Source organism: Pseudomonas sp. SD17-1, assembly GCF_029201585.1.
GTDB classification, from domain to species: domain Bacteria; phylum Pseudomonadota; class Gammaproteobacteria; order Pseudomonadales; family Pseudomonadaceae; genus Aquipseudomonas; species Aquipseudomonas palmensis.
Genome location: NZ_CP104044.1, coordinates 5,151,529 through 5,174,969, shown reverse-complemented (window position 1 = coordinate 5,174,969; position 23,441 = coordinate 5,151,529). Strand labels below are relative to the sequence as shown.

Here is a 23,441-nt window from a genome sequence, read left to right as displayed (position 1 = left end):
CGTCCTACAACAGGTATGCAATCCTTCAGCGCATAGCTATCATGCGTGCCTCATTGTGAGTCGAGATTGGCATGCTGAAGTTGTTGAAACTCCTCAAGGATGGTCGATTCCATTCCGGCGAGGCCTTGGGTGCTGCCCTGGGCATCAGCCGCAGCGCCGTGTGGAAGCAATTGCAGCATCTCGAGGCTGAATTGAATCTGCCGGTGTACAAGGTGCGAGGGCGGGGCTACAAGCTGGCTGCGCCTTTGTCGCTGTTGGACGTCAGCGCCATCGAGAGTGCCGGCACCGGCCGGCTCTGGCCAATGCACATCCATGAAGAGATTGACTCGACAAATGCCGAAGCGTTGCGCGCGATCAGTGCCGGTCGCCAGGCACCCTTTCTGGTTCTGGCTGAGCATCAGAGCGCAGGGCGCGGTCGCCGTGGCAGAAACTGGTCAAGCCCCTTTGCGCAGAATCTCTATTACAGCCTGGTGCTGCGTATCGACGGTGGCATGCGGCAACTGGAAGGCCTGAGCCTTGTGGTGGGTTTGGCGGTCATGCGTACCCTTCAGTCCGTCGGAGTGAATGCTGCGGGCTTGAAGTGGCCAAATGATGTGCTGGCCAACGGTCGCAAGATCGCAGGTATTCTTCTTGAGCTTGTGGGGGATCCCGCTGATGTCTGTCATGTGGTGCTGGGTATTGGTGTGAACGTGAATATGCAGACCAACAGCGAGGTCGATCAGGCATGGACATCCGTCCGGCTCGAAACAGGGCAGCAGGTTGATCGCAACCAGCTGGTTGCGCTGCTCAATGAGAATCTGCAGGTTTACCTGGAGCGACATCGTCAGTCGGGTTTTACCGACTTGCAGGCGGAGTGGGAGCAAGGGCACCTGTGGCAGGGGTGTGCAGTATCGTTGATAGCCGGCGTCACCAGGGTCGACGGCGTTGTGCTCGGTATCGATCGTCAGGGCGCGCTGCGTCTTCAGGTCGAAGGTGTTGAGAAGAGCTTTAGTGGTGGTGAGCTCAGTTTGAGGTTACGCGATGATTCTTGAGCTCGATTGCGGTAACAGTTTTATCAAGTGGCGGGTTATCCGCACCGACGCATCGGTTGTTGGCGGCGGCATCGTCGATACCAACCAGGCGCTGATCGAGGCTGTTGAGGCGCTTGCGGGCGATACCCCGGCCCGTTGCCGCCTGGTCAGTGTGCGTACAGAAGAAGAGACCGATCATCTTGGTGATGCCCTGGTGAAGGCGTTCGGGCTGTCGATAGTGCGCGCGCGCTCGGCAACTGCATTGGCCGGGGTTACCAATGGCTATGACGATTACGAGCGTCTTGGGCTCGATCGGTGGCTGGCTTTGCTTGGCGGGTACCATCTGGCCAGAAGGGCATGCGTGGTCATCGATCTGGGGACTGCTGTCACATCGGATTTCGTATCGGCGCAGGGGGAACACCTGGGAGGTTTCATCTGCCCTGGGATGCCATTGATGCGCAATCAATTGCGTACCCATACCCGGCGTATCCGCTATGACGACGAGTCCGCCGAGCGTGCATTGTCGAGTCTGCAGCCTGGGCGCTCTACCGTCGAGGCGGTAGAGCGCGGCTGTACGCTCATGCTGCATGGATTTGTGTTGACTCAGCTCGAGCAGGCGCGCTCATTGTGGGGTGAGGATTTTACCCTGTTCATTACCGGTGGCGACGCAGGCCTGTTGCACCAGGTGGTACCGCAAGCCCGAATCGTTCCCGACCTGGTGTTCGTAGGCCTGGCGATGGCCTGTCCGCTGGAGTGAGGTGTGTATGCGCTGGTTGTTTCTGTTATTGCTGGTCCTCAATGTCGTCTACTACGTCTGGCACCAGCAGGAGGCACCGTTGAGGGCGAAAGAGGTGACATCGCTGTCGCTCTACAAGGGAAGTCAGCAGGGTATTCGTCTACTCAGCGAGTCTCGCGAGGCGCCATCGCAGAAGGACGATGAGTGTCTCTACCTTGGGGCATTGGCTAGCCCCGAGCTACTGGATAGCCTTCGTCAGCGTCTGATCAGCCTGGATATCCGGGCGCGCAAGGTAGTGGGGAGGCTGCCCGACAGTCAGGGGTGGTGGCTGCAGATAGCGCCTGAAAGCCGTCGCTTGCTGGACGCAACGGTGCTCGCCGGACTTTCCCATGATTTCAAAGACTTAAAAGATAAAATAATGTTGTGCGAAGGCGTTGCAACTATCGAATAGTTTGCATAGAATGGCGCCCGCTCCACAGCGATGACCACTAGGTGGTAACGCAGTGAAGCAGTTGTCAAAGTAGCTAACCTCAAGATTTTAATGAGAAAAAGCTTGACAGCAGGACGGCAAGAGTAGAAAATGCCGGCCACATTGGAGGGGTTCCCGAGCGGCCAAAGGGATCAGACTGTAAATCTGACGTCTACGACTTCGAAGGTTCGAATCCTTCTCCCTCCACCAGTTTAGCGAGAGCTGCAAGCTCCGCGGGTATAGTTTAGTGGTAGAACCTCAGCCTTCCAAGCTGATGATGCGGGTTCGATTCCCGCTACCCGCTCCAGGTTTGCTGTTGTTGCACAGTGTTACGCTCTTGTAGCTCAGTTGGTAGAGCACACCCTTGGTAAGGGTGAGGTCAGCGGTTCAAATCCGCTCAAGAGCTCCATATGACAAGGCAGATATGAAAATATCTGCCTTTGTTTTAATGGTCGGTTTGATCTGCTTATTACTTCTACCGGGGGACAGTCTCGATGGCTAAGGAAAAGTTCGAACGTAACAAGCCGCACGTGAACGTCGGCACCATTGGTCACGTTGACCATGGTAAGACGACGTTGACCGCCGCGCTGACTCGCGTTTGCTCCGAGGTTTTCGGTTCTGCCAAGGTTGACTTCGACAAGATCGACAGCGCCCCGGAAGAAAAAGCACGTGGCATCACCATCAATACTGCGCACGTCGAGTATGACTCGAACATTCGTCACTATGCGCACGTTGACTGCCCGGGTCACGCCGACTATGTAAAAAACATGATTACCGGTGCTGCTCAGATGGATGGCGCTATCCTGGTTTGCTCGGCCGCTGATGGTCCGATGCCGCAAACCCGTGAGCACATCCTGCTGTCCCGTCAGGTTGGCGTTCCGTACATCGTGGTCTTCCTGAACAAGGCTGACCTGGTAGACGACGCTGAGCTGCTGGAGCTGGTCGAGATGGAAGTTCGCGACCTGCTGTCCACCTACGACTTCCCAGGCGACGATACCCCGATCATCATCGGTTCGGCTCGTATGGCGCTGGAAGGCAAAGACGACAACGAAATGGGCACCACCGCTGTCAAGAAGCTGGTTGAGACTCTGGATACCTACATCCCAGAGCCTGAGCGCGCTATCGACAAGCCGTTCCTGATGCCAATCGAAGACGTATTCTCGATCTCGGGTCGTGGTACCGTTGTTACCGGTCGTATCGAGCGTGGCATCGTCCGCGTTCAAGACGCCCTGGAAATCGTTGGTCTGCGTGACACCACCACCACTACCTGCACCGGTGTTGAGATGTTCCGCAAGCTGCTGGACGAAGGTCGTGCTGGCGAGAACTGCGGCGTGCTGCTGCGCGGCACCAAGCGTGACGACGTTGAGCGTGGCCAGGTTCTGGTCAAGCCAGGTTCGGTCAAGCCGCACACCAAGTTCACCGCAGAAGTCTATGTTCTGAGCAAGGAAGAAGGCGGCCGTCACACTCCGTTCTTCAAAGGCTACCGTCCACAGTTCTACTTCCGTACTACTGACGTGACTGGTAGCTGCGAGCTGCCAGAAGGCGTTGAAATGGTAATGCCAGGTGACAACATCCAGATGACTGTCACTCTGATCAAGACCATCGCGATGGAAGACGGTCTGCGCTTCGCTATCCGTGAGGGCGGTCGTACCGTCGGTGCGGGTGTAGTGGCAAAGGTTATTGAATAAGTAGTTGATTTCTCTCGATCAGGCCGGCATAATGGTCGGCCTGATAAGCTTTTAGGTCAGTAGCTCAATTGGCAGAGCGACGGTCTCCAAAACCGTAGGTTGGGGGTTCGATTCCCTCCTGACCTGCCAGATTCACCTTGTGTGTCTGGCTTTCTTTTCACAGGATCCTCCTAGATGACTCCCAAGTCTGAAGCCCAAGACTCTCGTTTTGATCTGCTCAAGTGGCTGGCTGTTGTCGCTTTGGTGGTGGTAGGCGTGGTCGGAAATCAATATTACTCCGCTTCGCCGATTCTGTATCGCGTTATTGCACTCCTCGCTCTTGCTGCTGTTGCTGGCTTTGTTGCCTTGCAGACTGCAAAGGGCAGGTCGTTCTTTGCGCTGGCAAAGGAAGCTCGCACCGAGATTCGTAAAGTCGTATGGCCAACCCGCCAAGAGACCATGCAGACCACCCTTATTGTGGTGGCTGTTGTCCTGGTCATGGCGCTGCTGTTGTGGGGGCTCGATTCCCTGCTCGGCTGGTTGATTTCCTTGATTGTTGGCTAAGGGTGTCCTGTGGCTAAGCGTTGGTATGTTGTGCATGCTTACTCGGGTTACGAGAAGCATGTGATGCGCTCGCTCATCGAGCGCGTAAAGCTGGCTGGCATGGAAGATGGCTTCGGCGAGATTCTGGTCCCCACTGAAGAAGTGGTTGAAATGCGCAATGGCCAGAAGCGCAAAAGCGAGCGTAAGTTCTTCCCGGGCTACGTGCTGGTTCAGATGGACATGAACGAAGGGACTTGGCACTTGGTCAAGGACACCCCTCGTGTCATGGGCTTCATTGGTGGTACCGCAGACAAGCCTGCACCCATCACCGATAAAGAAGCCGAGGCCATTCTGCGTCGCGTTGCCGATGGCAGCGACAAGCCGAAGCCGAAAACGCTGTTCGAGCCAGGTGAAGTGGTTCGTGTTGTAGACGGTCCGTTTGCTGATTTCAACGGCACGGTCGAAGAGGTTAACTACGAGAAGAGCCGGCTCCAGGTAGCGGTGCTCATCTTCGGTCGCTCTACTCCGGTGGAGCTTGAGTTCAGCCAGGTCGAAAAGGTCTAGCAGAACGACGCATCCCATACCCCGCAGCCCTATGTGCTGCGGGGTTTTGTCGTCACTGGGATAAAACGCAAGTAATCCGGGGAGCCTTCTGGCGCTTGTACCCGATATTGGAGTAGCTCATGGCTAAGAAGATTCAGGCTTACATCAAGCTGCAAGTAAAGGCCGGCCAGGCCAACCCAAGTCCACCCGTCGGCCCAGCACTGGGTCAACACGGTGTGAACATCATGGAATTCTGCAAGGCCTTCAACGCCCGTACCCAGGGTCAAGAAGCCGGCCTGCCGACTCCTGTGATCATCACTGTATACAGTGACCGTAGCTTCACTTTCGAAACCAAAAGCACCCCTGCTTCGGTTCTGCTGAAGAAAGCAGCTGGCCTGACCAGCGGTTCTGCGCGTCCGAACACCGTCAAAGTCGGTACTGTGACCCGTGCTCAGCTGGAAGAGATCGCAAAAACCAAAAATGCTGATCTGACCGCTGCTGACATGGAAGCGGCCGTGCGTACCATCGCCGGTTCCGCTCGCAGCATGGGCCTCAACGTGGAGGGTGTGTAATGGCTAAGCTGACCAAGCGCCAAAAGGCTATCGCTTCGAAAATCGAAGCGGGCAAAGTCTACAACTTCGAAGAAGCAGCAGTGCTGCTGGCCGAACTGTCTACCGTGAAGTTCAGCGAGTCCTTCGACGTAGCCGTTAACCTGGGCGTTGACCCACGTAAATCCGACCAGGTCGTTCGTAGCGCTACCGTGCTGCCACACGGCACTGGCAAGACCGTACGTGTTGCCGTGTTCACCCAGGGTCCAGCTGCCGAGGCCGCTCTGGCTGCCGGCGCTGACCGTGTAGGCATGGACGATCTGGCTGCCGAAATGAAAGGCGGCGACCTGAACTATGACGTCGTTATTGCCTCCCCGGACGCAATGCGTGTTGTAGGTCAGCTGGGTCAGGTTCTGGGTCCTCGCGGCCTGATGCCTAACCCTAAAGTTGGCACCGTAACTCCAGACGTAGCCACCGCGGTCAAAAACGCCAAGGCTGGTCAGGTTCGCTACCGTACCGACAAAAACGGCATCATCCACACTTCCGTTGGCAAGATCGGCTTTGAAGCCGTCAAGCTGAAGGAAAACGTTGAAGCCCTGATCGCTGATCTGAAGCGTATCAAGCCAGCTTCCTCGAAAGGTATCTACGTCAAGCGCGTTACCCTGAGCACCACCATGGGCCCAGGTCTGGTAATCGATCAAGGTTCCCTGAACGCGTAAGACCGCGATGGGCGCGAGCAGTTGCGCCCGTCAGCAAAAATTGGGGTCCCTGCCTGGCGGGGGCTATCCAAGACCGTAGGCGGCGCAAGCCTTAAACCTCAAGCCTACGCAGATGGTGCCCCTGATTCCTTACCGAGTCAGACACCAAAACGACATTCGGCTTCGGCTGGATGAAACGGTAACAAGCAGGAGTTTTACCCGTGGCAATTAAACTCGAAGACAAGAAGGCCATCGTCGCTGAAGTCAACGAGGCTGCCAAAGTCGCTCTGTCCGCTGTCGTGGCTGATGCCCGTGGTGTGACTGTAGGCGCAATGACCGGACTCCGTAAAGAGGCTCGTGAAGCTGGCGTTTACGTACGTGTTGTACGTAACACCCTGCTCAAGCGCGCTGTTGCCGACACTGAATTCAGTGTCCTCAACGACGTGTTCACCGGCCCTACCCTGATCGCGTTCTCCAACGAACACCCGGGCGCTGCTGCTCGTCTGTTCGCTGAGTTCGCCAAGGGTCAGAGCAAGTTCGAGATCAAGGCAGCTGCGTTCGACGGCAAGTTCCTTGCCGCAAACCAGATCGACGTGTTGGCTTCCCTGCCGACCCGCGACGAGGCCATTGCGAAGCTGATGAGCGTGATCCAAGGCGCGACCAGCAAGCTGGCTCGTACTCTGGCAGCCGTTCGCGACCAGAAAGAAGCTGCTGCTGCCTAAGGCACCGCAAGCCCTTTCGAAATCATACGTTTAATTTGATGGCTGCGTAGGCTGTCACCCCAATACAGGATTTAAGTCATGTCTCTGACTAACGAGCAAATCATCGAAGCAATCGGCCAGAAAACCGTTCTGGAAGTTGTTGAGCTGATCAAAGCAATGGAAGAAACCTTCGGTGTTACCGCTGCTGTTGCCGCTGCTGGCCCAGCTGCTGCCGCTGCCGTTGTTGAAGAACAAACCGAGTTCAACGTTGTTCTGGTTGCCGCTGGCGACAAGAAAGTAAACGTGATCAAGGCTGTTCGTGAACTGACCGGCCTGGGCCTGAAAGAAGCCAAGGAAAAGGTTGATACCGCTCCTCAAGTCGTTGCTGAAGGCGTTTCGAAAGAAGCCGCTGACAAAGCCAAGGCTGACCTGGAAGCAGCAGGCGCTACCGTCGAACTGAAGTAATTTCGACTGTGCGTCTCCAGCCCGAGCGACAAGCGAAAGGCTGATGGCTGGTGGCTTTTGCCACCGGCCTTTTTCCGTTATTGGCAGCCGATCAGGTCGGCGCCGATGACGAGCGGTAACCACCGATGACGGTGGCGCAAACCATGGGGTTTGCACGATTTTCTGGCTGCTCCCGTCGGGAGAAGCCAAACAAGCAGGTGACCAAGCTGGGGAACGCTGATGGCTTACTCATACACTGAGAAAAAACGTATCCGCAAGGACTTTAGCAAGTTGCCGGACGTCATGGATGTGCCTTACCTCCTGGCCATCCAGCTGGATTCGTATCGTGAATTCTTGCAGGCGGGAGCGACTAAAGATCAGTTCCGCGACGTGGGCCTGCATGCGGCCTTCAAATCGGTTTTCCCGATCATCAGCTACTCCGGCAATGCTGCCCTGGAGTACGTTGGCTATCGTCTGGGCGAACCGGCCTTTGATGTCAAAGAATGCGTACTGCGTGGGGTAACCTACGCGGTACCGCTGCGCGTGAAAGTCCGCCTGATCATTTTCGACAAAGAATCGTCGAACAAAGCGATCAAGGACATCAAAGAGCAAGAAGTCTACATGGGTGAAATCCCCCTGATGACTGAAAACGGTACCTTCGTAATCAACGGTACCGAGCGTGTTATCGTTTCCCAGCTGCACCGCTCGCCAGGCGTGTTCTTCGACCACGACCGTGGCAAGACGCACAGCTCGGGCAAGCTGCTGTACTCGGCGCGGATCATTCCTTACCGCGGCTCGTGGCTGGACTTCGAATTCGATCCGAAAGACTGTGTATTCGTCCGTATCGACCGTCGTCGCAAGCTGCCGGCTTCCGTACTGCTGCGCGCGCTGGGCTACACCACCGAAGAAGTGCTGAACGCGTTCTACACCACCAACGTATTCCACGTGGCGGGCGAAAAGCTCAGCCTGGAACTGGTGCCACAGCGCCTGCGTGGTGAAATCGCGGTCATGGACATCCATGACGACAGCGGCAAGGTGATTGTCGAGCAGGGTCGTCGTATTACCGCTCGCCACATCAACCAGCTGGAAAAGGCTGGTGTCAAATCCCTGGACGTGCCGCTGGAATACGTTCTGGGCCGCACCACCGCCAAGGCGATCGTGCACCCGGCTACCGGTGAAATCCTGGCCGAATGCAACACCGAGCTGACCACCGAAGCACTGGTGAAGATCGCCAAGGCTCAGGTCGTTCGCATCGAGACCCTGTACACGAACGACATCGACTGCGGTCCGTTCATCTCGGATACCCTGAAGATCGACTCCACCAGCAACCAACTGGAAGCGCTGGTCGAGATCTATCGCATGATGCGTCCTGGCGAGCCGCCAACCAAGGATGCCGCAGAGACCCTGTTCAACAACCTGTTCTTCAGCGCCGAGCGTTACGACCTGTCGGCCGTTGGTCGCATGAAGTTCAACCGTCGTATCGGTCGTACCGAGATCGAAGGTTCGGGCGTGCTGAGCAAGGAAGATATCGTCGAGGTCCTCAAGACCCTGGTCGACATCCGTAACGGCAAAGGCATCGTCGACGACATCGACCACCTGGGTAACCGTCGCGTGCGCTGTGTCGGCGAAATGGCCGAGAACCAGTTCCGCGTTGGCCTGGTGCGTGTAGAGCGCGCGGTCAAAGAACGTCTGTCGATGGCTGAAAGCGAAGGCCTGATGCCGCAAGACCTGATCAACGCCAAGCCGGTAGCGGCGGCGGTGAAGGAGTTCTTCGGTTCGAGCCAGCTGTCCCAGTTCATGGACCAGAACAACCCGCTGTCCGAGATCACCCACAAGCGTCGTGTCTCGGCACTCGGCCCTGGTGGTCTGACCCGTGAGCGCGCAGGCTTCGAAGTCCGTGACGTACACCCGACCCACTACGGCCGTGTGTGCCCGATCGAGACCCCTGAAGGTCCGAACATCGGTCTGATCAACTCCCTGGCGGCCTATGCCCGCACCAACCAGTACGGCTTCCTCGAGAGCCCGTACCGCGTGGTGAAAGAGGGTGTGGTTACCGACGACATCGTGTTCCTGTCGGCGATCGAAGAAGCTGATCACGTCATCGCACAGGCTTCGGCCACGATGGATGCGAAGAAGCAGCTGATCGACGAGCTGGTAGCGGTCCGTCACCTGAACGAATTCACCGTCAAGGCGCCGGAAGACGTCACCCTGATGGACGTCTCGCCAAAGCAGGTAGTTTCTGTTGCCGCGTCGCTGATTCCGTTCCTCGAGCACGACGACGCCAACCGTGCGTTGATGGGTTCGAACATGCAGCGTCAGGCTGTACCGACTCTGCGTGCCGACAAGCCGCTGGTAGGTACCGGCATGGAGCGCAACGTTGCGCGTGACTCCGGCGTTTGCGTCGTGGCTCGTCGTGGTGGTGTGATCGATTCCGTCGACGCCAGCCGTATCGTGGTGCGTGTTGCAGATGACGAAGTTGAAACCGGCGAAGCTGGTGTCGACATCTACAACCTGACCAAGTACACCCGCTCGAACCAGAACACCTGCATCAACCAGCGTCCGCTGGTGAGCAAGGGTGATGTGGTTCAGCGTAGCGACATCATGGCCGACGGCCCGTCCACCGACATGGGTGAGCTGGCTCTGGGTCAGAACATGCGCATCGCGTTCATGGCGTGGAACGGCTTCAACTTCGAAGACTCCATCTGCCTGTCCGAGCGTGTGGTTCAGGAAGATCGCTTCACCACGATCCACATCCAGGAACTGACCTGTGTGGCCCGTGACACCAAGCTTGGCCCAGAGGAAATCACCGCGGACATCCCGAACGTGGGTGAGGCTGCGCTGAACAAGCTGGACGAAGCCGGTATCGTCTACGTGGGTGCTGAAGTCGGCGCTGGCGACATTCTGGTCGGCAAGGTCACGCCAAAAGGCGAGACCCAGCTGACGCCAGAAGAAAAACTGCTGCGTGCGATCTTCGGCGAGAAGGCCAGCGACGTCAAAGACACCTCCCTGCGTGTGCCGACCGGCACCAAGGGTACTGTCATCGACGTACAGGTCTTCACTCGCGATGGCGTCGAGCGCGACAGCCGTGCGCTGTCCATCGAGAAGATGCAGCTGGACGAGATCCGCAAGGACCTGAACGAAGAGTTCCGCATCGTTGAAGGCGCAACCTTCGAACGTCTGCGCAGCGCCCTGAACGGTCAGGTCGTCGAAGGTGGTGCCGGCCTGAAGAAAGGTTCGGTCATCTCCAACGAAGTGCTGGACGGTCTGGAGCACGGCCAGTGGTTCAAACTGCGCATGGCCGAAGACGCGCTGAACGAGCAACTCGAGAAGGCCCAGGCCTACATCGTTGATCGTCGCCGTCTGCTGGACGACAAGTTCGAAGACAAGAAGCGCAAGCTGCAGCAGGGCGATGACCTGGCACCGGGCGTACTGAAGATCGTCAAGGTCTACCTGGCAATCCGTCGTCGCATCCAGCCGGGCGACAAGATGGCCGGTCGTCACGGTAACAAGGGTGTGGTCTCCGTGATCATGCCGGTCGAAGACATGCCGCACGACGCCAACGGTACGCCGGTGGACGTGGTACTCAACCCGTTGGGTGTACCTTCGCGTATGAACGTCGGTCAGATCCTCGAAACCCACCTGGGCCTGGCGGCCAAGGGCCTGGGCGAGAAGATCAACCGCATGCTCGAAGAGCAGCGCAAGGTCATCGAGCTGCGCAAGTTCCTCACCGAGATCTACAACGAGATCGGTGGTCGTCAGGAAAGCCTGGAAGACTTCTCCGACCAGGAAATCCTCGACCTGGCGAAGAACCTCAAAGGCGGTGTGCCAATGGCCACTCCAGTCTTCGACGGTGCCAAGGAAAGCGAAATCAAGGCCATGCTGAAACTGGCAGATATGCCGGAAAGCGGTCAGATGCAGCTGTTCGACGGTCGTACCGGCAACAAGTTCGAGCGTCCAGTGACCGTTGGTTACATGTACATGCTCAAGCTGAACCACTTGGTGGACGACAAGATGCACGCGCGTTCCACTGGTTCTTACAGCCTGGTTACCCAGCAGCCGCTGGGTGGTAAGGCGCAGTTCGGTGGTCAGCGTTTCGGGGAGATGGAAGTGTGGGCGCTGGAAGCATACGGCGCGGCATACACCCTGCAAGAAATGCTCACAGTGAAGTCGGACGATGTGAACGGTCGGACCAAGATGTACAAGAACATCGTGGACGGCGATCACCGTATGGAGCCGGGCATGCCCGAGTCCTTCAACGTGTTGATCAAAGAGATTCGTTCGCTCGGTATCGATATCGATCTGGAAACCGAATAACACGTGACGCGAATCGGGAGCGCGGCTGAAAAGCCCGCTCCCTGCTCCGCCAGGAGGAAAGGCCTTGAAAGACCTACTGAATTTGCTGAAAAACCAGGGTCAAGTCGAAGAGTTCGACGCCATCCGTATCGGATTGGCCTCGCCTGAGATGATCCGTTCGTGGTCGTTCGGTGAAGTAAAAAAGCCGGAAACCATCAACTACCGTACGTTCAAGCCTGAGCGTGACGGCCTGTTCTGCGCCAAGATCTTTGGCCCAGTCAAGGACTACGAGTGCCTGTGCGGAAAGTACAAGCGCCTGAAGCACCGTGGCGTGATCTGCGAGAAGTGCGGTGTTGAAGTCGCGCTGGCAAAAGTTCGTCGTGAGCGCATGGCGCACATCGAGCTGGCCTCGCCTGTTGCCCACATCTGGTTCCTGAAGTCGCTGCCGTCGCGTATCGGCCTGCTGATGGACATGACCCTGCGTGATATCGAGCGCGTTCTCTATTTCGAGAGCTATGTCGTTATCGACCCGGGCATGACCACCCTGGAAAAAGGCCAGCTGCTGAACGACGAGCAGTACTTCGAAGCGCTGGAAGAGTTCGGCGATGACTTCGACGCCCGCATGGGTGCCGAGGCCGTCCGCGAACTGCTGCACGCTATCGACCTGGAACACGAGATTGGCCGCCTGCGCGAAGAGATTCCGCAGACCAACTCGGAAACCAAGATCAAGAAGCTGTCCAAGCGACTGAAGCTGATGGAGGCCTTCCAGGGCTCGGGCAACCTGCCTGAGTGGATGGTCCTGACCGTTCTGCCGGTTCTGCCGCCAGACCTGCGTCCACTGGTTCCGCTGGATGGCGGTCGTTTCGCGACCTCCGACCTGAACGACCTTTACCGTCGGGTGATCAACCGTAACAACCGTCTGAAGCGCCTGCTCGACCTGTCTGCGCCTGACATCATCGTGCGCAACGAAAAGCGCATGCTGCAGGAAGCGGTCGACGCACTGCTCGACAACGGCCGTCGCGGCCGCGCCATCACCGGATCGAACAAGCGTCCTCTGAAATCCCTGGCCGACATGATCAAGGGTAAGCAAGGTCGTTTCCGTCAGAACCTGCTCGGTAAGCGCGTTGACTACTCGGGTCGTTCGGTAATTACCGTAGGTCCGACCCTGCGTCTGCACCAGTGCGGTCTGCCGAAGAAAATGGCCCTCGAGCTGTTCAAGCCGTTCATTTTCGGCAAGCTGGAAATGCGTGGTCTGGCGACCACCATCAAGGCTGCCAAGAAGATGGTCGAGCGCGAGTTGCCAGAGGTGTGGGATGTTCTTGCCGAAGTGATTCGCGAACACCCCGTACTGCTCAACCGTGCACCGACCCTTCACCGTCTGGGTATCCAGGCGTTCGAGCCGGTACTGATCGAAGGCAAGGCCATCCAGCTGCACCCGCTGGTCTGTGCCGCGTACAACGCCGACTTCGACGGTGACCAGATGGCCGTGCACGTGCCGCTGACGCTGGAAGCCCAGCTCGAAGCGCGCGCGCTGATGATGTCGACCAACAACATCCTGTCGCCAGCCAACGGTGAGCCGATCATCGTTCCTTCGCAGGACGTTGTACTGGGTCTGTACTACATGACCCGCGAAGCCATCAATGCCAAGGGCGAAGGTCGCGTATTCGCCGACCTGCAGGAAGTCGACCGCGTATTCCGCGCCGGCGAAGCGGCCCTGCACGCCAAGATCAAGGTTCGTATCAACGAAACCGTGAACGATCGTGATGGCGGCAGCGTCAAGAACACCCGCATCGTCGACACCACTGTCGGCCGTGCGCTGCTGTTCCAGGTTGTACCGCCAGGTCTGTCGTACGACGTGGTCAACCAGCCGATGAAGAAAAAGGCGATCTCCAAGCTGATCAACCAGTGCTACCGCGTGGTTGGTCTGAAAGAGACCGTCATCTTCGCTGACCAGCTGATGTACACCGGTTTTGCCTACTCGACCATCTCCGGCGTTTCCATCGGTGTTAACGACTTCGTTATCCCGGATGAAAAAGCCCGCATCATCGGTGCTGCCACCGACGAAGTGAAAGAGATCGAGAGCCAGTACGCCTCCGGCCTGGTAACCCAGGGCGAGAAGTACAACAAGGTCATCGACCTGTGGTCCAAGGCGAACGACGAAGTGTCCAAGGCGATGATGGCCAACCTCTCGAAAGAGAAGGTCATCGACCGCGAAGGCAACGAAGTCGAGCAGGAGTCCTTCAACTCGATGTACATGATGGCTGACTCCGGTGCCCGGGGTTCGGCAGCTCAGATTCGTCAGTTGGCCGGTATGCGTGGTCTGATGGCCAAGCCGGACGGCTCGATCATCGAGACGCCGATCACCGCGAACTTCCGCGAAGGTCTGAGCGTACTGCAGTACTTCATCTCGACTCACGGTGCGCGTAAGGGTCTTGCGGATACCGCGTTGAAAACCGCGAACTCCGGTTACCTGACCCGTCGTCTGGTAGACGTGGCGCAGGATCTGGTGGTTACCGAGATCGACTGTGGCACCGAGCAGGGTCTGGTCATGACCCCGCACATCGAAGGCGGCGACGTTGTAGAGCCGCTGGGTGAGCGCGTACTGGGTCGTGTAATCGCCCGTGACGTGTTCAAGCCTGGCACCGACGACGTCATCGTTCCGGCCGGTACCCTGGTCGACGAGAAGTGGGTCGAGTTCATCGAGCTGAACAGCATCGACGAAGTGATCGTGCGTTCGCCGATCAGCTGCGAAACCCGCTACGGCATCTGCGCCAAGTGCTACGGTCGCGACCTGGCTCGCGGTCACCAGGTGAACATCGGTGAAGCTGTCGGCGTTATCGCTGCACAGTCGATCGGTGAGCCGGGTACCCAGCTGACCATGCGTACGTTCCACATCGGTGGTGCTGCAAGCCGTACCTCGGCTGCCGACAGCGTCCAGGTGAAGAACGGCGGTATGGTTCGTCTGCACAACCTCAAGCAGGTTGAGCGTGCCGACGGCAACCTGGTTGCCGTATCGCGTTCCGGCGAGTTGGCGATTGCCGACGAGTTCGGTCGTGAGCGCGAGCGTTACAAGCTGCCTTACGGCGCCGTGATTTCGGTGAAGGAAGGCGACAAGGTCGACGCTGGCGCCATCGTCGCCAAGTGGGACCCGCACACCCACCCGATCGTTACCGAAATGAAAGGTACCGTGACCTTCGTGGGCATGGAAGAAGGCATCACGATCAAGCGTCAGACCGACGAATTGACCGGCCTGACCAACATCGAGGTTCTGGACGTCAAAGACCGTCCGGCTGCAGGCAAGGAAATCCGTCCTGCAATCAAGATGGTCGACGCCAGCGGCAAGGATCTGCTGTTGCCAGGTACCGACGTACCGGCTCAGTACTTCCTGCCAGCCAACGCCCTGGTCGGTGTGGCTGACGGTGCACAGATCGGTGTTGGTGACGTTATCGCGCGTATCCCGCAAGAAACGTCCAAGACCCGTGACATCACCGGTGGTCTGCCGCGCGTTGCCGACCTGTTCGAAGCGCGCCGTCCGAAAGAAGCCTCGATTCTGGCTGAAGTCAGCGGTACCATCGCCTTCGGTAAAGAGACCAAGGGCAAGCGCCGTCTGGTCATCACCCCGAACGATGGCAGCGATCCGTACGAAGAGCTGATTCCGAAGTGGCGTCACCTGAACGTCTTCGAAGGCGAACAAGTGAACCGCGGCGAAGTGATCTCGGACGGTCCTAGCGATCCGCACGACATTCTGCGTCTGCTGGGTGTTAGCGCGCTGGCCAAGTACATCGTCAACGAGATCCAGGACGTTTACCGTCTGCAAGGCGTGAAGATCAACGACAAGCACATCGAGACCATCCTGCGTCAGATGCTGCGTAAGGTCGAGATTGCCGAGTCGGGTGACTCCAGCTTCATCAAGGGCGACCAGATGGAACTGACCCAGGTACTGGTAGAGAACGAGCGCCTTGGCGCGGAAGACAAGTTTGTCTCCAAGTTCACTCGTGTACTGCTGGGTATCACCAAGGCCTCGCTGTCCACCGAATCGTTCATCTCGGCGGCTTCCTTCCAGGAAACCACCCGCGTACTGACCGAAGCGGCGGTAACCGGCAAGCGCGACTACCTGCGCGGCCTGAAAGAAAACGTGGTCGTGGGTCGTCTGATCCCGGCCGGTACCGGTCTGGCCTACCACAGCGAGCGCAAGCGTCGCCGTGATGCCGACAAGCCGTTGCGTGTTAGCGCCAGTGAAGTGGAAGCTGCACTGACCGAAGCGCTGAACTCCAGCGGCAACTAAAGCGTAGGGCCCTGGCGGCCCTCACCCGACCTTCGCGACATAATCTGTTGCGAAGGGGAGGGTGGGGGATGTCGGGGCCTTGCCTTGACGAGGGGCAAGATCCTCTTTAGACTCTTGTACCCCTAAATTTGGTGGGACTTCGTCCTGCCATTTTGCTTTTCTTGCAAGACAATAGCGTCGCAAGACAACAGTGGAGCTAGTAGATGGCAACTATCAACCAGCTGGTACGTCAGCCGCGTAAGCGTATCGTCGAGAAATCCGACGTTCCTGCGCTGCAGAACTGCCCGCAACGTCGTGGCGTGTGCACCCGTGTGTACACCACCACGCCGAAAAAACCTAACTCGGCACTGCGTAAAGTATGCCGTGTGCGTCTGACCAACGGTTTCGAGGTTTCCTCGTACATCGGTGGTGAAGGCCACAACCTGCAAGAGCACAGCGTGGTACTGATCCGCGGCGGTCGTGTAAAAGACTTGCCAGGTGTTCGTTACCACACCGTTCGCGGCTCCCTGGATACCTCCGGCGTCAAAGGTCGTAACCAAGGTCGTTCGAAGTACGGTACCAAGCGTCCGAAGTAATCGGCCGTTTGCAGCAATTTGCAGTTATCAATTTTATTGAGTCGATAAGAGTAAGGTCGGGCACGCAACCTCTGGGTTCCCTGTCCCGAGCTAACCTGAAGACCGTTTGAGGGCTTATCAATGCCAAGACGTCGTGTAGCAGCCAAGCGTGAGATTCTGGACGATCCAAAATACGGATCGCAGATTCTCGCCAAGTTCATGAACCACGTGATGGAAAGCGGCAAGAAGGCCGTTGCCGAGCGTATCGTTTACGGTGCGCTGGACAAGGTCAAAGAACGCAAGAACAGCGATCCCCTGGAAATCTTCGAGAAAGCTCTCGACGCCATCGCTCCGCTGGTCGAAGTGAAGTCGCGCCGTGTTGGCGGTGCTACTTACCAGGTTCCGGTCGAAGTTCGTCCGTCCCGTCGTAACGCCCTGGCAATGCGCTGGTTGGTAGACTACGCGCGCAAGCGCGGCGAGAAGTCTATGGCCCTGCGCCTGGCCGGCGAATTGCTGGATGCTGCTGAAGGCAAAGGTGCTGCAGTCAAGAAGCGTGAAGACGTACACCGTATGGCCGAAGCCAACAAAGCGTTCTCGCACTACCGCTTCTAATTCAGGCATCACTATTTTTGCGAGGGCTCTATGGCTCGTACTACACCAATCAACCGCTACCGTAACATTGGTATTTGCGCGCACGTTGACGCGGGCAAGACCACTACTACCGAGCGGATCCTGTTCTACACAGGCCTGAGCCACAAACTGGGCGAGGTGCATGATGGCGCCGCGACCACCGACTGGATGGTGCAGGAGCAGGAGCGGGGTATCACCATTACCTCCGCTGCTGTCACTACCTTCTGGAAAGGCTCCAAGGGTCAGTATGACAACTACCGCGTAAACGTCATCGATACCCCCGGCCACGTTGACTTCACCATTGAAGTTGAGCGTTCGCTGCGTGTACTCGACGGCGCTGTCGTTGTGTTCTGCGGTACCTCCGGCGTTGAGCCACAGTCCGAAACCGTATGGCGTCAAGCCAACAAGTACGGCGTTCCACGTGTTGTATACGTGAACAAGATGGACCGTGCCGGTGCCAACTTCCTGCGCGTCGTAGGTCAGATCAAGAACCGTCTGGGTCACACCCCGGTTCCTGTTCAGCTGGCCATCGGTTCGGAAGAGAACTTCCAGGGTCAGGTCGATCTGATCAAGATGAAGGCTATCTACTGGAACGAAGACGACAAAGGCACCACCTATCGCGAGGAAGAAATTCCTGCCGATATGCTGGAGCTGGCTCAAGAGTGGCGCTCCAACATGGTTGAAGCGGCTGCCGAGTCCAGCGAAGAGCTGATGAACAAGTACCTGGAAGGCGAAGAGCTGACCGTCGAAGAAATCAAGGCCGGTCTGCGCGCGCGTACCCTGGCCAGCGAGATCGTTCCGGCTGTCTGTGGTTCGTCGTTCAAGAACAAGGGCGTTCCCCTGGTTCTCGACGCCGTTATCGACTTCCTGCCTGCTCCTACCGAGATTCCTGCGATCAAGGGTATCCACCCTGACCTGATCGAGAAGCCAAAGGAAGAGCTGGTCGACGCCGACTACGACGAGCGTCATGCCGACGACAACGAGCCGTTCTCGGCTCTGGCGTTCAAGATTGCCACCGACCCGTTCGTTGGTACTCTGACTTTTGTCCGTGTTTACTCGGGTATGCTGCAGTCCGGCGACTCCGTGATCAACTCGGTCAAGGGCAAGAAAGAGCGCGTTGGTCGTATGGTGCAGATGCACGCCAACCAGCGTGAAGAAATCAAGGAAGTACTGGCCGGCGACATCGCTGCTCTGATCGGCATGAAGGACGTCACCACTGGTGACACCCTGTGCAACGCCGACAAGCCGATCATCCTCGAGCGTATGGACTTCCCTGAGCCTGTGATTTCGGTAGCTGTCGAGCCGAAAACCAAGCAGGACCAGGAAAAGATGGGTATCGCACTGGGCAAGCTGGCTCAGGAAGACCCGTCGTTCCGCGTCAAGACCGACGAAGAAACCGGCCAGACCATCATCTCGGGTATGGGCGAGCTTCACCTGGACATCCTCGTTGACCGCATGAAGCGCGAATTCAACGTCGAAGCCAACATCGGTAAGCCGCAGGTTTCCTATCGCGAGCAGATCACCAAAGACAACGTCGAAATCGAAGGCAAGTTCGTTCGTCAGTCCGGTGGTCGCGGTCAGTTCGGTCACTGCTGGATCCGCTTCTCGCAGCCAGACGTGGACGCACACGGCAACATCACCGAAGGCCTGGTTTTCACCAACGAGGTTGTGGGTGGTGTGGTTCCGAAGGAATACATCCCGGCGATCCAGAAGGGTATCGAAGAGCAGATGAAGAACGGCATCGTTGCCGGCTATCCGCTGATCGGCCTGAAGGCAACCGTGTTTGATGGTTCCTACCACGACGTCGACTCTAACGAGATGGCGTTCAAGGTGGCGGCCTCCATGGCGACCAAGCAACTCGCAGCCAAAGGCGGCGGTAAGGTGCTTGAGCCGATCATGAAGGTAGAAGTTGTGACCCCTGAGGACTACATGGGTGACGTGATGGGTGACCTGAACCGTCGTCGTGGTCTGATCCAGGGTATGGAAGATTCGGTGTCCGGCAAGGTTGTCCGTGCTGAAGTTCCGCTCGGAGAGATGTTCGGTTATGCGACCGACGTTCGTTCCATGTCCCAGGGTCGCGCGAGCTACTCCATGGAATTCTCCAAATACGCTGAGGCTCCGTCGAACATCGTCGAAGCGCTCGTTAAAAAACAAGGCTGATTCAGTCCTTTAGGCTAGGAGTTAATTGTCGTGGCTAAAGAAAAATTTGATCGTTCCCTTCCGCACGTCAACGTTGGCACCATCGGTCACGTTGACCACGGTAAAACCACTCTGACCGCAGCTCTGACTCGCGTCTGCTCCGAAGTTTTCGGTTCCGCAGTCGTTGAATTCGACAAGATCGACAGCGCTCCAGAAGAGAAAGCTCGCGGTATCACCATCAACACCGCTCACGTTGAGTACAACTCGACCATTCGTCACTACGCTCACGTCGACTGCCCAGGTCACGCTGACTACGTGAAGAACATGATCACCGGTGCTGCCCAGATGGACGGCGCGATCCTGGTTTGCTCGGCTGCCGATGGTCCGATGCCACAAACCCGTGAGCACATCCTGCTGTCCCGTCAGGTTGGCGTTCCGTACATCGTGGTCTTCCTGAACAAGGCTGACCTGGTAGACGACGCTGAGCTGCTGGAGCTGGTCGAGATGGAAGTTCGCGACCTGCTGTCCACCTACGACTTCCCAGGCGACGATACCCCGATCATCATCGGTTCGGCTCGTATGGCGCTGGAAGGCAAAGACGACAACGAAATGGGCACCACCGCTGTCAAGAAGCTGGTTGAGACTCTGGATACCTACATCCCAGAGCCTGAGCGCGCTATCGACAAGCCGTTCCTGATGCCAATCGAAGACGTATTCTCGATCTCGGGTCGTGGTACCGTTGTTACCGGTCGTATCGAGCGTGGCATCGTCCGCGTTCAAGACGCCCTGGAAATCGTTGGTCTGCGTGACACCACCACCACTACCTGCACCGGTGTTGAGATGTTCCGCAAGCTGCTGGACGAAGGTCGTGCTGGCGAGAACTGCGGCGTGCTGCTGCGCGGCACCAAGCGTGACGACGTTGAGCGTGGCCAGGTTCTGGTCAAGCCAGGTTCGGTCAAGCCGCACACCAAGTTCACCGCAGAAGTCTATGTTCTGAGCAAGGAAGAAGGCGGCCGTCACACTCCGTTCTTCAAAGGCTACCGTCCACAGTTCTACTTCCGTACTACTGACGTGACTGGTAACTGCGAGCTGCCAGAAGGCGTTGAAATGGTAATGCCAGGTGACAACATCCAGATGACTGTCACTCTGATCAAGACCATCGCGATGGAAGACGGTCTGCGCTTCGCTATCCGTGAAGGCGGTCGTACCGTCGGCGCCGGCGTCGTAGCCAAAATCATCGAGTAATCGTTGATCGTTTAGAAAGGCCCCCGCTTTTGCGGGGGCTTTTTTATTGGGTTGACACTCAGTGGGGGTGTCTATAGAATCACGCCTCCTTTTAACGGGCGTAGTGCGCCCGGTGGGAATAGCAGCCTGGAGTCTGAAATCCAATGCAAAATCAGCAAATCCGTATCAGGTTGAAGGCTTTTGACCATCGCCTGATCGACCAATCCACCCAGGAAATCGTGGAAACCGCGAAACGTACTGGTGCTCAAGTGCGTGGTCCAATTCCACTGCCTACCCGTAAAGAGCGGTTCACCGTTCTGGTCTCCCCGCACGTCAACAAAGACGCGCGTGACCAGTACGAGATCCGTACTCATAAGCGCGTACTGGACATCGTCCAGCCAACGGATAAAACCGTTGATGCTCTTATGAAGCTCGATCTTGCGGCAGGCGTGGAAGTGCAGATCAGCCTCGGCTAAGACTCGGGTCTTAGTCGTGTAACGCTCTGAAATGGGCGGCCATAGCGGGTGAAAGCCCCGTACACTCATGAGGTTTACAACATGACTATTGGTGTAGTCGGTCGTAAATGCGGTATGACCCGTATTTTCACCGAAGAAGGTGTCTCCATTCCGGTCACGGTCATTGAGATCGAGCCGAATCGCGTCACCCAGTTCAAAACCGAAGAAACTGATGGCTATCGCGCAGTGCAAGTCACTGTTGGCGAGCGTCGCGCTTCGCGTGTGACTGCTGCTCAAGCAGGTCACTTCGCTAAAGCGAACGTTGCCGCTGGTCGCGGTGTCTGGGAATTCCGTCTTGAAGAAGGCGAGTACCAGGCTGGCGACTTGATCAATGCAGAAATCTTCGCTGCTGGCCAAATGGTAGACGTTACCGGTCAGTCGAAAGGTAAAGGCTTTGCCGGTACCATCAAGCGTTGGAATTTCCGCGGTCAAGACAATACCCACGGTAACTCCGTTTCCCACCGCGTCCCGGGCTCTATCGGCCAGTGCCAGACTCCTGGTCGTGTATTCAAGGGCAAAAAAATGTCCGGTCACATGGGCGCCGAGCGCGTGACCGTTCAGTCCCTCGAAGTAGTGCGCGTCGACGCTGAACGCAATCTGTTGCTGGTCAAGGGTGCCGTTCCTGGCGCTACTGGCGGCAATCTGGTTGTGCGTCCGGCTGCCAAGGCTCGCGGTTAAGGGGAAGCTGACATGCAACTAAATGTAAATGACGCTCAAGCGATCGAAGTTTCCGAACTGACTTTCGGCGGCGAATTCAACGAGACGCTGGTACACCAAGCAGTCGTGGCCTACATGGCCGGCGGCCGTCAGGGCACCAAGCAGCAGAAAACCCGTTCCGACGTTGCTGGTGGCGGCAAGCGCCCATGGCGTCAGAAAGGCACTGGCCGCGCTCGTGCCGGTACTATCCGTAGCCCAATCTGGCGTGGCGGCGGTACCACTTTCGCAGCTCGTCCTCAAGACCACTCGCAGAAGCTCAACAAGAAGATGTACCGCGCAGCAATGCGTTCCATCCTCGCCGAGCTGGTGCGTACCGACCGTCTGGTCGTGGTTCAGGACTTCGCTGTTGAAGCACCGAAAACCAAAGACCTGCTGAACAAACTGAACGGCATGGGTCTGAGCGACGTACTGATCGTTTCTGATGCTGTTGATCAGAATCTGTACCTGGCTGCTCGCAACCTGCCGCACGTCGACGTACGTGACGTACAGGGTTCCGATCCGGTCAGTCTGATCGCATACGACAAGGTGTTGATCACCGTGTCGGCCGTGAAGAAATTCGAGGAGCTGCTGGGATGAACCAGGAACGCGTATTTAAAGTTCTACTTGGCCCGCACGTTTCCGAGAAGGCCACGGTTCTGGCTGACAAGAAAGGCCAGTTCGTTTTCAAGGTTGCTACCGACGCAACCAAGCTGGAAATCAAGAAGGCCGTCGAAAGCCTGTTCAGCGTGAAAGTGGAAAGCGTGACTACCCTGAACGTTCTGGGTAAGACCAAGCGTACCGCTCGCGGTCTGGGCAAGCGTAATGACTGGAAGAAGGCGATCATCTCCCTTCAACCCGGCCAAGATCTCGATTTCAGCAGCAGTGCTGAGTAAGGAAGGGGTGCATCATGGCAATCGTTAAATGCAAACCGACTTCCCCTGGCCGCCGTTTCGTGGTCAAGGTGGTCAACAAGGAGCTGCATAAAGGCGCTCCTCACGCACCGCTGCTCGAGAAGAAATCGAAGTCTGGTGGTCGTAACAACAATGGCCGCATCACTACGCGTCACGTAGGTGGTGGTCATAAGCAGCATTACCGTATGGTCGACTTCCGTCGCAACGACAAGGACGGCATCGTCGCCACTGTCGAGCGTATCGAATACGACCCGAACCGTACTGCTCACATCGCACTGCTCTGCTACGCAGACGGCGAGCGCCGCTACATCATCGCCCCTAAAGGCGTGAGTGCTGGCGACCAGCTGATCGCAGGTGCTCTGGCTCCAATCAAGCCAGGCAACTCCCTGCAACTGCGCAACATTCCAGTGGGTAGCACCATTCACGGCATCGAACTGAAGCCGGGCAAAGGTGCACAGATCGCTCGTTCCGCTGGTGCTTCGGCTCAGCTGATCGCTCGCGAAGGTGTCTATGTGACCCTGCGTCTGCGCTCTGGTGAAATGCGTAAAGTCCTGGCTGAGTGCCGTGCGACCCTGGGCGAAGTCTCGAACTCCGAGCACAGCCTGCGTTCGCTGGGTAAAGCTGGTGCCAAACGCTGGCGTGGCGTTCGCCCAACCGTTCGTGGTGTTGCCATGAACCCGGTTGACCACCCACATGGTGGTGGTGAAGGTCGTACCTCCGGTGGTCGTCATCCGGTATCGCCATGGGGCTTCCCGACTAAGGGCGCGAAGACTCGTGGTAATAAGCGTACCGACAAAATGATCGTCCGTCGTCGCAAGTAAATAGAGGGATACGA

General features: G+C 57.3%; 21 protein-coding genes and 4 tRNA genes. All 25 read left to right on the top strand.

Translation table 11 applies throughout. The features are described 5' to 3' along the window. Nucleotides 1-71 precede the first annotated feature (71 nt). The 25 genes from birA to rplB all read left to right on the top strand — a co-directional run bounded on the left by birA (nucleotide 72) and on the right by rplB (nucleotide 23,427). Nucleotides 72-1,031 carry a bifunctional biotin--[acetyl-CoA-carboxylase] ligase/biotin operon repressor BirA gene (gene birA / locus N0B28_RS23715; protein WP_058541103.1) on the top strand — a complete coding sequence of 320 codons (960 nt, stop codon included), beginning with the start codon at nucleotides 72-74 and terminating at the stop codon, nucleotides 1,029-1,031. After that, nucleotides 1,021-1,767: a pantothenate kinase gene (locus tag N0B28_RS23710; RefSeq protein ID WP_043861943.1), complete on the top strand. Its 747-nt coding sequence runs from the start codon at nucleotides 1,021-1,023 to the stop codon at nucleotides 1,765-1,767. Before birA ends, N0B28_RS23710 begins: the two co-directional genes overlap by 11 nt. Nucleotides 1,768-1,774: 7 nt before the next feature. Then, nucleotides 1,775-2,197 (top strand): hypothetical protein, encoded by a 423-nt coding sequence (locus tag N0B28_RS23705; RefSeq protein WP_116052330.1) that lies wholly within the window; start codon nucleotides 1,775-1,777, stop codon nucleotides 2,195-2,197. 143 nt (nucleotides 2,198-2,340) lie between these two features. Next, nucleotides 2,341-2,425 (top strand) — tRNA-Tyr (locus tag N0B28_RS23700). A gap of 23 nt (nucleotides 2,426-2,448) precedes the next feature. After that, nucleotides 2,449-2,522, top strand: a tRNA-Gly gene (locus N0B28_RS23695). A 26-nt stretch (nucleotides 2,523-2,548) separates the two neighbouring features. Beyond that, nucleotides 2,549-2,624: transfer RNA gene (locus N0B28_RS23690), tRNA-Thr, on the top strand. A gap of 85 nt (nucleotides 2,625-2,709) precedes the next feature. Next, nucleotides 2,710-3,903 carry an elongation factor Tu gene (tuf, locus tag N0B28_RS23685; protein ID WP_275729163.1) on the top strand — a complete coding sequence of 398 codons (1,194 nt, stop codon included), beginning with the start codon at nucleotides 2,710-2,712 and terminating at the stop codon, nucleotides 3,901-3,903. A 53-nt stretch (nucleotides 3,904-3,956) separates the two neighbouring features. Then, nucleotides 3,957-4,032, top strand: a tRNA-Trp gene (locus tag N0B28_RS23680). Between the two features lie 45 nt (nucleotides 4,033-4,077). Continuing rightward, complete coding sequence (secE, locus tag N0B28_RS23675; protein ID WP_043861940.1) at nucleotides 4,078-4,446, top strand: preprotein translocase subunit SecE; 369 nt, start codon at nucleotides 4,078-4,080, stop codon at nucleotides 4,444-4,446. Between the two features lie 9 nt (nucleotides 4,447-4,455). Next, nucleotides 4,456-4,989 carry a transcription termination/antitermination protein NusG gene (nusG, locus tag N0B28_RS23670; protein ID WP_043861939.1) on the top strand — a complete coding sequence of 178 codons (534 nt, stop codon included), beginning with the start codon at nucleotides 4,456-4,458 and terminating at the stop codon, nucleotides 4,987-4,989. 119 nt (nucleotides 4,990-5,108) lie between these two features. Beyond that, entirely contained in the window at nucleotides 5,109-5,540 is a 432-nt protein-coding gene (gene rplK / locus N0B28_RS23665) for a 50S ribosomal protein L11 (protein WP_028944937.1), read from the top strand. Further along, nucleotides 5,540-6,235 (top strand): 50S ribosomal protein L1, encoded by a 696-nt coding sequence (gene rplA, locus N0B28_RS23660; protein WP_043861938.1) that lies wholly within the window; start codon nucleotides 5,540-5,542, stop codon nucleotides 6,233-6,235. Before rplK ends, rplA begins: the two co-directional genes overlap by 1 nt. A gap of 200 nt (nucleotides 6,236-6,435) precedes the next feature. Then, nucleotides 6,436-6,936 (top strand): 50S ribosomal protein L10, encoded by a 501-nt coding sequence (gene rplJ / locus N0B28_RS23655; protein ID WP_043861937.1) that lies wholly within the window; start codon nucleotides 6,436-6,438, stop codon nucleotides 6,934-6,936. A 78-nt stretch (nucleotides 6,937-7,014) separates the two neighbouring features. Beyond that, nucleotides 7,015-7,380, top strand: coding sequence for a 50S ribosomal protein L7/L12 (gene rplL, locus N0B28_RS23650; RefSeq protein WP_043861936.1), 366 nt, complete (start codon nucleotides 7,015-7,017; stop codon nucleotides 7,378-7,380). 219 nt (nucleotides 7,381-7,599) lie between these two features. After that, nucleotides 7,600-11,673 carry a DNA-directed RNA polymerase subunit beta gene (gene rpoB / locus N0B28_RS23645; protein WP_043861935.1) on the top strand — a complete coding sequence of 1,358 codons (4,074 nt, stop codon included), beginning with the start codon at nucleotides 7,600-7,602 and terminating at the stop codon, nucleotides 11,671-11,673. Nucleotides 11,674-11,737: 64 nt separating this feature from the next. Further along, on the top strand, nucleotides 11,738-15,937 hold the full coding sequence (gene rpoC, locus N0B28_RS23640; protein WP_054916698.1) for a DNA-directed RNA polymerase subunit beta': 4,200 nt from the start codon (nucleotides 11,738-11,740) through the stop codon (nucleotides 15,935-15,937). Nucleotides 15,938-16,140: 203 nt separating this feature from the next. Continuing rightward, nucleotides 16,141-16,512: a 30S ribosomal protein S12 gene (rpsL, locus tag N0B28_RS23635; RefSeq protein WP_003186084.1), complete on the top strand. Its 372-nt coding sequence runs from the start codon at nucleotides 16,141-16,143 to the stop codon at nucleotides 16,510-16,512. 120 nt (nucleotides 16,513-16,632) lie between these two features. After that, nucleotides 16,633-17,103, top strand: a complete 471-nt coding sequence (rpsG, locus tag N0B28_RS23630; RefSeq protein WP_008089143.1) for a 30S ribosomal protein S7 — start codon at nucleotides 16,633-16,635, stop codon at nucleotides 17,101-17,103. A gap of 30 nt (nucleotides 17,104-17,133) precedes the next feature. Further along, nucleotides 17,134-19,281 carry an elongation factor G gene (fusA, locus tag N0B28_RS23625; RefSeq protein WP_043861933.1) on the top strand — a complete coding sequence of 716 codons (2,148 nt, stop codon included), beginning with the start codon at nucleotides 17,134-17,136 and terminating at the stop codon, nucleotides 19,279-19,281. Between the two features lie 30 nt (nucleotides 19,282-19,311). After that, nucleotides 19,312-20,505 carry an elongation factor Tu gene (gene tuf / locus N0B28_RS23620; protein WP_043861932.1) on the top strand — a complete coding sequence of 398 codons (1,194 nt, stop codon included), beginning with the start codon at nucleotides 19,312-19,314 and terminating at the stop codon, nucleotides 20,503-20,505. Between the two features lie 143 nt (nucleotides 20,506-20,648). Then, a complete protein-coding gene (rpsJ, locus tag N0B28_RS23615) occupies nucleotides 20,649-20,960 on the top strand; it encodes a 30S ribosomal protein S10 (RefSeq protein WP_003186070.1) in 312 nt (103 codons plus the stop codon). A gap of 81 nt (nucleotides 20,961-21,041) precedes the next feature. Next, nucleotides 21,042-21,677 carry a 50S ribosomal protein L3 gene (gene rplC / locus N0B28_RS23610; RefSeq protein WP_043861931.1) on the top strand — a complete coding sequence of 212 codons (636 nt, stop codon included), beginning with the start codon at nucleotides 21,042-21,044 and terminating at the stop codon, nucleotides 21,675-21,677. 12 nt (nucleotides 21,678-21,689) lie between these two features. Beyond that, entirely contained in the window at nucleotides 21,690-22,292 is a 603-nt protein-coding gene (rplD, locus tag N0B28_RS23605) for a 50S ribosomal protein L4 (protein WP_010220305.1), read from the top strand. Next, nucleotides 22,289-22,588, top strand: a complete 300-nt coding sequence (rplW, locus tag N0B28_RS23600) for a 50S ribosomal protein L23 (RefSeq protein WP_009397515.1) — start codon at nucleotides 22,289-22,291, stop codon at nucleotides 22,586-22,588. Before rplD ends, rplW begins: the two co-directional genes overlap by 4 nt. A gap of 14 nt (nucleotides 22,589-22,602) precedes the next feature. Then, nucleotides 22,603-23,427 carry a 50S ribosomal protein L2 gene (gene rplB, locus N0B28_RS23595; RefSeq protein WP_078481646.1) on the top strand — a complete coding sequence of 275 codons (825 nt, stop codon included), beginning with the start codon at nucleotides 22,603-22,605 and terminating at the stop codon, nucleotides 23,425-23,427. Nucleotides 23,428-23,441: the final 14 nt, after the last annotated feature.